At 42.4% G+C, this 8819-nt stretch carries 8 protein-coding genes; 3 read left to right on the top strand and 5 right to left on the bottom strand.

Features of this window, described 5'->3' with window-relative positions; genetic code table 11:
* Positions 1 to 195 precede the first annotated feature (195 nt).
* Complete coding sequence (locus ABFQ95_06040; GenBank protein MEN8237085.1) at positions 196 to 435, bottom strand: hypothetical protein; 240 nt, start codon at positions 433 to 435, stop codon at positions 196 to 198.
* 12 nt (positions 436 to 447) lie between these two features.
* Positions 448 to 990 (bottom strand): carbohydrate-binding protein, encoded by a 543-nt coding sequence (locus ABFQ95_06035; GenBank protein ID MEN8237084.1) that lies wholly within the window; start codon positions 988 to 990, stop codon positions 448 to 450.
* 92 nt (positions 991 to 1082) lie between these two features.
* Here ABFQ95_06035 and ABFQ95_06030 point away from each other — a divergent pair, with 92 nt between their 5' ends.
* Positions 1083 to 2204: a Fic family protein gene (locus tag ABFQ95_06030; GenBank protein MEN8237083.1), complete on the top strand. Its 1122-nt coding sequence runs from the start codon at positions 1083 to 1085 to the stop codon at positions 2202 to 2204.
* Positions 2205 to 2207: 3 nt separating this feature from the next.
* Here ABFQ95_06030 and ABFQ95_06025 read toward each other — a convergent pair whose 3' ends face one another.
* Both ABFQ95_06025 and ABFQ95_06020 read right to left on the bottom strand, forming a co-directional pair.
* Positions 2208 to 3062 (bottom strand): hypothetical protein, encoded by an 855-nt coding sequence (locus ABFQ95_06025; protein ID MEN8237082.1) that lies wholly within the window; start codon positions 3060 to 3062, stop codon positions 2208 to 2210.
* Positions 3063 to 3135: 73 nt separating this feature from the next.
* Positions 3136 to 5025 (bottom strand): hypothetical protein, encoded by a 1890-nt coding sequence (locus ABFQ95_06020; GenBank protein ID MEN8237081.1) that lies wholly within the window; start codon positions 5023 to 5025, stop codon positions 3136 to 3138.
* Positions 5026 to 5257: 232 nt separating this feature from the next.
* Here ABFQ95_06020 and ABFQ95_06015 point away from each other — a divergent pair, with 232 nt between their 5' ends.
* On the top strand, positions 5258 to 6244 hold the full coding sequence (locus tag ABFQ95_06015; protein MEN8237080.1) for a DMT family transporter: 987 nt from the start codon (positions 5258 to 5260) through the stop codon (positions 6242 to 6244).
* Between the two features lie 24 nt (positions 6245 to 6268).
* Here the strand turns inward: ABFQ95_06015 and ABFQ95_06010 are convergent, their stop codons facing one another.
* Positions 6269 to 6778 carry a hypothetical protein gene (locus ABFQ95_06010; GenBank protein ID MEN8237079.1) on the bottom strand — a complete coding sequence of 170 codons (510 nt, stop codon included), beginning with the start codon at positions 6776 to 6778 and terminating at the stop codon, positions 6269 to 6271.
* 791 nt (positions 6779 to 7569) lie between these two features.
* Between ABFQ95_06010 and ABFQ95_06005 the strand changes: the two genes are divergently transcribed.
* A complete protein-coding gene (locus tag ABFQ95_06005; protein ID MEN8237078.1) occupies positions 7570 to 8481 on the top strand; it encodes a GNAT family N-acetyltransferase in 912 nt (303 codons plus the stop codon).
* The last annotated feature ends 338 nt before the right edge of the window (positions 8482 to 8819 follow it).

Here is an 8819-nt window from a genome sequence, read left to right as displayed (position 1 = left end):
AATCAAAACCTCTGTCTCCTGATACGCTCGAAGTGCTCATTTACCCAAGTAAACTGCGCGCTTCTCGCTATCATTAAACTAGAGGTTTTGATTTCACGATAGTATAGTTTAATCTCCTTAGGGTTGAATTCCCCGCCGCTTGCGACGTAAAATGCTCGCGTGAGCGAGTATATCCATAAATTCCTAATTACTGGCTCACTGCCCCACCGACCACTGAGTTAAACACCACTGTACAATAAAACTCAACAACGAACCCATCAATAAAATTGCCCCCAGCCCTCCTCGCCAAAAGGAAAAATAGAGCTCAATTGAGCTCACCCGATCACTAAGCTTTTGCAAAGTTGTTTTGAGCTCTTTAAGCGTTTGGTTCAGATGCAAAATCTGAGCTTCAATTTGCCCTAAAACGCGATTCAATTCAGACGTATGCTGCTTCATGCTTGTGCCTCCTTAAATAGTTAAATTCGTTGTAACGTAGCGCCAGTTATGGCCATCTCCATAAATCAGTGATGGCTGGCTTGCATCATCAATATAGACACCTAGTTGTCCAAGGGTTGCCTGTTTAGGAAGGGTACCTGACTCGTAAGCACGCAAGCTAAGCGTTTCCGTGCTTTTCTGTGCCTTAGAAAAATTCCCTTGCAGCAACAGCTGCCAATATTTTTCTCGCTCAAACCCTTCACTGCGATGAGGACTTTTGCAAACATAAGCGCTGCCTTCATGTGATACCACGTCATGACTGGCATAATCGGTATCAGGCTGCCATTTACCCCTGGGGACATAAGCCACAACCGGTAACTGTACTGGCCCAAATTTAGAACCATGATCGCCAATTAGGGTCATCTGATCGCCTTCGACTTGAACATCTGCAATCCCTTCGCTTTTGCGAAATGCTTTTTCAAGGGCTTCAAGCCGTTGCTCGAGCTCACAGAAGTTATTGTCCATTTCTTCAATGGTTAAGGGCGCCCCCTTTTCGCTACGGTAGATTATGCTCATGGTGCATACTCCTTTCTTTGTTGGGCAATAAAAAGATTGTTATAGCTCATAAACAAGCATATTATGAGCCATAAACAGAAGGTTTATAGCTCATGACTAAGAAAACTATTTGGAACTGGCAGCAAGATGATTGGCCAAATTTCCAATACGATACGAAACAATTAATAGATTTTGAAAATAAATTTTTACGGCAATCTGGTGTCGTTTCTGGGCTTTATAAGCATATCTCTGCTGCAGATCAGAAAAGCATTACGGTTAAACTAATCTGCAATGAAGCCATTAAAACCTCTGAGATTGAGGGAGAGTTTCTTGATCGTGCTAGTTTACAATCTTCTATAAAAAGATACTTTGGGCTTGCAGCACCACTTTCCAGAAATCATCCTGCAGAAAATGGCATTGCTGAAATGATGACAGACTTATATTATCACTACAAACTCCCTCTTACACATGAAGTGCTTTGGAAATGGCATGCAATGTTAATGAGTGGCAGACGCGATTTACATGATATTGGCCGTTACCGTACCCATATTGAGTCAATGCAAATTATCTCAGGGGCTATTCATAACCCAAAAGTCCATTTTGAAGCTCCCCCTTCAAAACAAGTCATGTCTGAAATGGACGCCTTTATTAACTGGTTTAATACCACTGCACCTAATGGAGAAAAACCACTGCCACCTTTGATCAGAGCTGGAATAGCCCATCTATACTTTGTATCAATTCACCCATTTGAAGATGGTAATGGGCGCATTGGACGCACCATTGTCGAAAAGATCATGGCTCAGTATCTACAACAGCCAACCCTTATTGCAATATCTCAAGCAATTAGCTCTAATAAAAAAGCTTATTACAGCGCTCTGGAAATCCAAAACAAGAGTAATAAGATTACCGACTTTCTAATTTATTTTTCAAAAACAATTCTGCTAGCTCAAGAATACACCATTGCAGGCATAGAATTTATTATCAAAAAAACAAAATTTTTTGACCAATTCGCCAACAAAATGAATCCCCGGCAACACAAGGTTATTTTCCGCATGCTTCGAGAAGGACCCAAAGGGTTTACTGGGGGATTAAGTGCAGATAATTATACTAAAATTGCAAAAACTTCACCATCAACTGCAACACGTGATCTAAAGGACCTGGTAGAAAAACAAATTCTACGCAAAACAGGCAAACTCAAAGCAACACGCTATTGGCTGTGTTTTATGGATGAATAATGTTCAAGCTAACATTACAACTGAAAAACTACCCTCACTCGGGTTCTCTTCCACAACACGTACCGACCGGTAGGCACGAGTTTCTCCATCACAAGTCAGTAGAACCTGCATCTGTCCAGATGTAATTACCTGAGATACCGACCAGGTTTGCTTGGGAGTAAATGTATCCACATAAACCACATTTGCTTTGCCCATGACTCCCCCATACGGTGGAGCAACACTCTTGGCAACTAACTCACTATATCGCTTTAAAGCTAACTTTGAGTCATCACCGCTGTGAGTGATGTACGCAAACACCTGCTCAAGATCCTGCAAGCGCGCTCCAAGTTTAGCAAAACCAGCATAGGCAAATAATCCAAGCAGGTTGAGGTTAGCTAGCTCTGGCTTTTTCGGCGGTGTGACCAGCCAATCTCCAGTTGCCAACGGACGGCGCCGCAAAACCAATGCTCCGGAGTTTTGCTGTAAGAAATTATGTTGCCACAGCACATCGCCTGGATCTAAGTTCAGAGCAAAAGATTGTGGCACTTCAGACAACAAACGACGTAGGGTAATCTCAATACCTGCACAAATGCCAGTCACTGATGGCTCATAAAGTGAAACCGGTGTAAAAGCAAAATCGGGCACAATGCTTTGTACTGTGACACTATGATTGATCAACTTGATAGATTGCCAAGCTACCTCAAGTATGATCTCATTTGGCCAATCCAGCTGCTGCGCTGCTAGGTCAATATCAGACCACCCATCTCTGATGGATGTATCCATTAATGGCGTGCCAGTATTAATGCGCCCTTCTGGTTCTACATGCCCCAGTGGCGCAGGTAGCAACTGTCGCCGGCGCAAAGCTTTTTCAAATTGCATGGAAGGTTCCTTTGATATGGTGGAATACACAGATGGATAATTAATCTGAGTTTTGGGTAAGGGAGGATTTTGCTTATCCCCTGCGGGCCGTCATCCCGGTCTCCAAATCAATCTGCCGCATTGGGCTCCAGCTGGATAACACTGGGATCACAACCTCATGGGTCAGACGAGGCTGAGTGCTTAAGTCTTTCAATTGCAAGCAAAGATTTGTCGGTTTTTGCAATAACGTATGCTTGAGATTAAATGAGCGTGGATATTGGTTTTGCAACATATGCTGCAATTGCGTATCTGGGTCATGTTGCACTTCTATGTCTTGCAAAAAATCACGATCTTTCAAAGCACTTGGATACAAAACTCCCTTAGAGGTTCCCTGGTGCCGCCAGTATCCCAATTCAACGCCGGACTGAGTAGTCGTTTTTTGTCCCAAATCAACTTGGAAATCTGGCTGCACATAATTGCTTTCCACATAAAGCGAAGTTGGTTTCGAAGCGCCTTCAAATAGAATCTGCTTGGCGCCTATGGAAACTCCCAGTTCAACCTCAACCCAGCGCTTACCTGACTTTCCTTCCACGCACAGGCGATATCCCATGACTTTGCCGGTGGCGCGCCCACCAGGCAGGCGCTCATCGGCAACGGTGACTGAATGATCCGTTGTGATATTGCAAAGCGTATCAAAAGGAGCATGTAGCTTGATCGTAATGGCTCGAGCACTAGCGGCAAGGTGTGCTTTAGCTCGCTCAAGGCTATGTAAAATGGCCTGCCGGCCGCGGTCAGTGGTGAAAAAGTTAGCTCTGCTTGATTGGGGATCGCTGTGACTCCCCTGCCCCAGGCAACGCCAGTATTTGTTTTCAAATACTTCACCAGAGCGGTGTCGCCTCAGACATCGATAGATTTTATCCTCATGCACCACTCGAAAGCCACGTGTATAGCCATGCTGCGCTCGCCAGGCATGACTGAGGCCTACAATTTTTTGCAGCCGAAAGCGCAAGTGTCGTGTTCGAGGTGATGCTGGCATTAAAGGTTGCGTCGAATGGTTTAGCGTAAAACGTGCCACTTCACATCGGGTTTGCTGGTAGTGCCAGCCCAAACGCAGTTCAGCTTGGTACCAGTGTCGCTTGAGGCGAATTTGCTGTGGTGGCTCGCCCACTTTTTTTGCAGGCGCCCAGAGTTTTGGCGACAGTTTAGGATACAGATTTAAAATACCGGTGTAGGGAGGACTCACTTCCTTTAAATAACTGGATTCAACCCAATAGCCAGTGCGGCCAATTTTTTCTCCCTGCTTCCACCATTTGGCTTCAAGGTCTTTTCCGGTATAAGTGCTAAGCAAACCATAGGGAAATTGCGCCAGCAATTGTGGGGTAATGTCACAAGTGCCATAGCCTTGTTGTGACCATTGGGCACTGAGCTCAACAGTTACTGAGCTAAGTGGAGCCTCATTTACTCGCACTTGTAAGCTATTCCTAAAAAAATTGCCGCCAAGATCAATGTGCTGATTTCCGGTGAAAATATCTGAAATCGAGACCTTGCCAGAGGTCCGAGAACAATAATAAAGCGCTGAGCGAGCCTCAAGTGCTTCTAATGGCCGGTACTTTGTTGCATCATGAACAAACAACTCATCCCAGTAGGGAGGAGTTTTTAGTGTTTGCATCAACTGTTGCAGCTGCCTGTGATAATCTTCAGGTTGTGCAATTAGCAACAGACGAACTGCCTCGCCTTCGATATGTACCGGCATACCGACAACGCGCCCGCGAAATATTAGCTGCTTTTGATACGTGATCAAACCATAGCGCTTACGCGCTTGTCCTAGCAAGCCGACTTTGGGATTTGCCACCGTGATTTGTGCAGCAGCCAACCCCCCTTCCCTTTGCCGAATCTGCAATGAGAATATTTTTTCTTCTTCTTTACAGTGAAGTTGCGGATCAAATGATTCGTGGGTGTCGATCCAGGCAAATGAAAAATTCATGTGGGAGGCTCCTTATGGTACGTCATCCTGAATGCTGATTTTGCGAACGTGCGACTGTAAGTCGTACGAATTGGAAAAGCTTTGCGATTCAGGATCTATTTCCTAGTTCACGGACGACGGAGATCCTTCTGCAACAAACACGTTTGGCCGCATCCGCATCACCCCCTTGATTCTCTCAGCCAAAACCACTACATATTACGGATGTTTAAAAAACTTTGAGTGATAGAATTTCATGAGCAATCGATCTAATACCACCACCTTAAATCCCACTGTTGCTCTGCCTGCATTGATTTGGGCAAGGCTCCTTAAGACCTGTGGTTGGCTGCATAAAAAAGGTTACTTGCAAGGGGTATTTTGGGCGATTATGGTGTGCTGTGTAAGCAGCTGTAACGATACGCTCACCAAATTCGCAGGCAGCCGGCTTGAAGGCCTACAAGTTGCGTTCTTTCGTTTCTTTTTCTCTATGCTCACTTTGCTACCTTTTATGCTGTACAAGGGAGCTCACGTTTTTAAAACGCCAAGGCCGAGCTTTCATAGTCTGCGGGCGATTTTAGGATATGCTGCCGTTGTGTGCTGGTGTACTGGAGTTGCCATAACACCACTTTCAGCAGTTAGCCTGCTAGCGCAAACTGTTCCATTGTTTGTGTTGCCGATGGCTTTTTTGATTTTACGAGAAAAAGTGGGCTGGCAAAGAGTGATGGCAACTTTGGCGGGTTTCATAGGTATTTTGGTTACCCTACAATCACCCGAGCGCAGCACTTCATTTCTGTCGTTTACTGAGCTTAATATAGGAGCCATTTGGCTCATCGCTGCTGCTCTTTCATTTGCCGCCAGCGATATCTTAAATAAGATCATGGTTGGCCATGAAGAGCATCCTTTAACCATGTTATTTTATTTTGCAGCTGGCACTACCTTAATTGGTATTGTTCCTGCTTGGCTGGTCTGGCAAACCCCAACTTTGTCTGAAGTATTTTGGTTATTTTGCCTAGGCGGTGGCGCAAATTTGATTCTGTATTGCTTAATCAAGGCTTTTACCGCAACTGATATCTCCGCCCTCACCCCTTATCGTTATGTCGAGTTATTGGTCGCATCCAGCTTTGGTTTCGTGCTATTTGGTGAAGTTCCCACCATCATGACGCTAATGGGTGCGGCTATCATTGTGCCAGCGACACTGACAATTGCAGTTTATGAGGTCAGGGTTCAGAAATCAGAGCGCTGAACTCTGAACTCTGACATCTGATTTCTATACTTCTTCCAACACCAGTTCCCAACTCACTTGCATGCCCCATTCATCTGTTGCATAGCTCAGATCCACCACTCGCATATCAAGATAAGGGCAATAGCTGATATAGCCTTCCTCAACAGGTTTGAGCAACTTAATATTCCGCCCCTTGCAAGATCTGACTTCAATATTTTGTGATGTATTGTCTTGTGCGATTACTGATCCTACAACCGGATCACGGCTTAACACAACTTTATCTCCAGAAAATTTCTGCCACAGCCGCTGAATGCAGCCAACTTTGACTTTAGCCCCTACCCAAATCGCATCAAATGCAGCAGCAGATTTGTCCACTCCCTTAATCACACTTTTGTATTTTTCATGCAAAGAATTACCGGTATAGATAAGCTCGCCATTAACAGTACGGCGTAGTTCACCGTTTACTATTGGTGTCAGGGACTGGGTGCAGCCTCTGGCTGAAAATGGCGGCAATCCTCCAATGCTTAAGGTTAATTCGGTTTCAAATGATGCCATGATCTATCCTTATACATGAGAGTTTAAAAGCTGACCAAAGTCGATTATTTTGGAAAAATATCCACTATACTCTCGTGAAATCAAAACCTCTAGTTTAATGATAGCGAGAAGCGCGCAGTTTACTTGGGTAAATGAGCACTTCGAGCGTATCAGGAAACAGAGGTTTTGATTTCACTTCAGTATATCAACGACATCTTCATGTACACCGTTAACGTGAATGAGAACAGGCCTACAAGAAAATCCTTTTGGTTTTTCCAAACGGTCGATTTTTTATTGCATCTGCCCAATTATCTTGGGCTCTACTACAGTTTTGGAAAACTTGATTTCACACAGATACAGAGTGTCAAATCGGGTATGAACTAGGTAATCAATCTGGCATCCAGCATTGTGTTTAGTATTTCTCTGGAAAAAAGGATTGTCAAAAATGACTTCTGGTGCTTTTATCTCTAGATGATTGAATACAATATTTCGATATAAATCGCAGGTAAAATTGTACGTAATTATCTTTCAAACGATAACGGCTGAGTCGAGAAATTTGACCATTGTATAAATTCCAAGTGTAGTCTCTGGCCACAAAACCAGCAAGAATAAGATCGTTTAGATACTGGCCAATATCGCCGGATCGAGAACGATTAAGAGCTCGCAAAAGGTCGGTTTGACTACTGGGACCATGAGCAAGAGTGAGGAATTTTTTCTCCCTTATCCAAAACTCAGGTTAATAATAACGAAAAATTAATCATATAATCTTATATTATTAATATAAGATTATATTAAGTACAAAGGAGATTGTTATGATTATTAAAAAATTCTTTTACCTAAAAATAATCCTATTAACAGGACTGATGCAAGGTCTTTTTCTTTCTAGTTCTTCTTTAGGAACGGAAACATCTGACAAAAAAGAGGCCCTAGTAGAGCAAGTTTTATCCCACGTTCTCGTTAAAGATAAAGATTCCAAGCTTGTAGAATCTGAATTGAGAGAACGTAGTCTAGAAGAATTGGAGCTTGATCTTAAGGTTGGAAAAATTCTTCTTAAAAATAAGCCAAAGGGCAATCTCAGAAGATTTTCCTACTTAAATTTGGTAGTGAACACAACAGATTTCTTAGCTTCAAACCCAGAAGAATCACAACTATATTTAGAGAAATTTTCATCACACTTCAAGAACAATATGACACTGTCCGAAATAAAAGAAATTATCAAAAATATAATAGAGAGAGAACCATATTTCGAAGATAAGAAAATTTTTAATTTAGAAAATGGTTTAAAAATACAATACAGGAAATCTTTTAAAAAAGTCGAATTTCCGGATGATTTTTTAGCTGATATTGATGAATCTGATAAAAAACTCATGAGGGATAAGGCAAAATATTTCCTTATTTTTAACCGGGATAACGAATTAATTGGCTTTCGTTCTTTTATAATTATGAAAGATTATATTGAAGGTGAAGCATTTGTTATGAGAAAAAGCTCCAGAGGAAAAGGACTTGGAAAAGCGAGTTTCTTAAAAATACTGGAAATATGGGCAAAGGACCCCTTTATCAAAAGACGCAGTACAGTAGTGGTGCTGGGCGCTACAGAGGCTGGAAAAGGACTTATTGGATCTATAATAAAATCAGGAATAAAGTCCCAGAAAGTTGAAGATACAGAATATTATCGGAAGGTAACTTTTGATATGAAAGAATTAAGGAGATTTTTTTCTCGATAAAAATACAAGCCGGACAATAGCACATGCAGGGCTGTTCAGTGAAAATGTGTTATCTACGGATCGTCATCCTGAACGTTGGTTTTGGAACTCAAGTCTGGTAATCTCGTGGGGTATACATATCTCCAAATCTATCTAGATATCTATCGCTATCTCAGGCTATATATATCAAGGATTTTTAGAAATTTCAGTTATATCTAGATATCTAAAAATCTATCTGAATCTTTTTTTGTTGCTTTCGGAATGCTCTCGATTTATGATTTGCTGAGTTTTAGAAAATTTGCAACGTAACCTAACTTGAGGAGCAAAATACCCATGAACAACGATAAAAAACTTACCAA

The organism is Pseudomonadota bacterium (genome assembly GCA_039714795.1).
GTDB lineage: Bacteria > Pseudomonadota > Alphaproteobacteria > JAGOMX01 > JAGOMX01 > JBDLIP01.
Note: the sequence above shows the minus strand (reverse complement) of the source record. Positions and strands in the feature narration are given on the sequence as shown.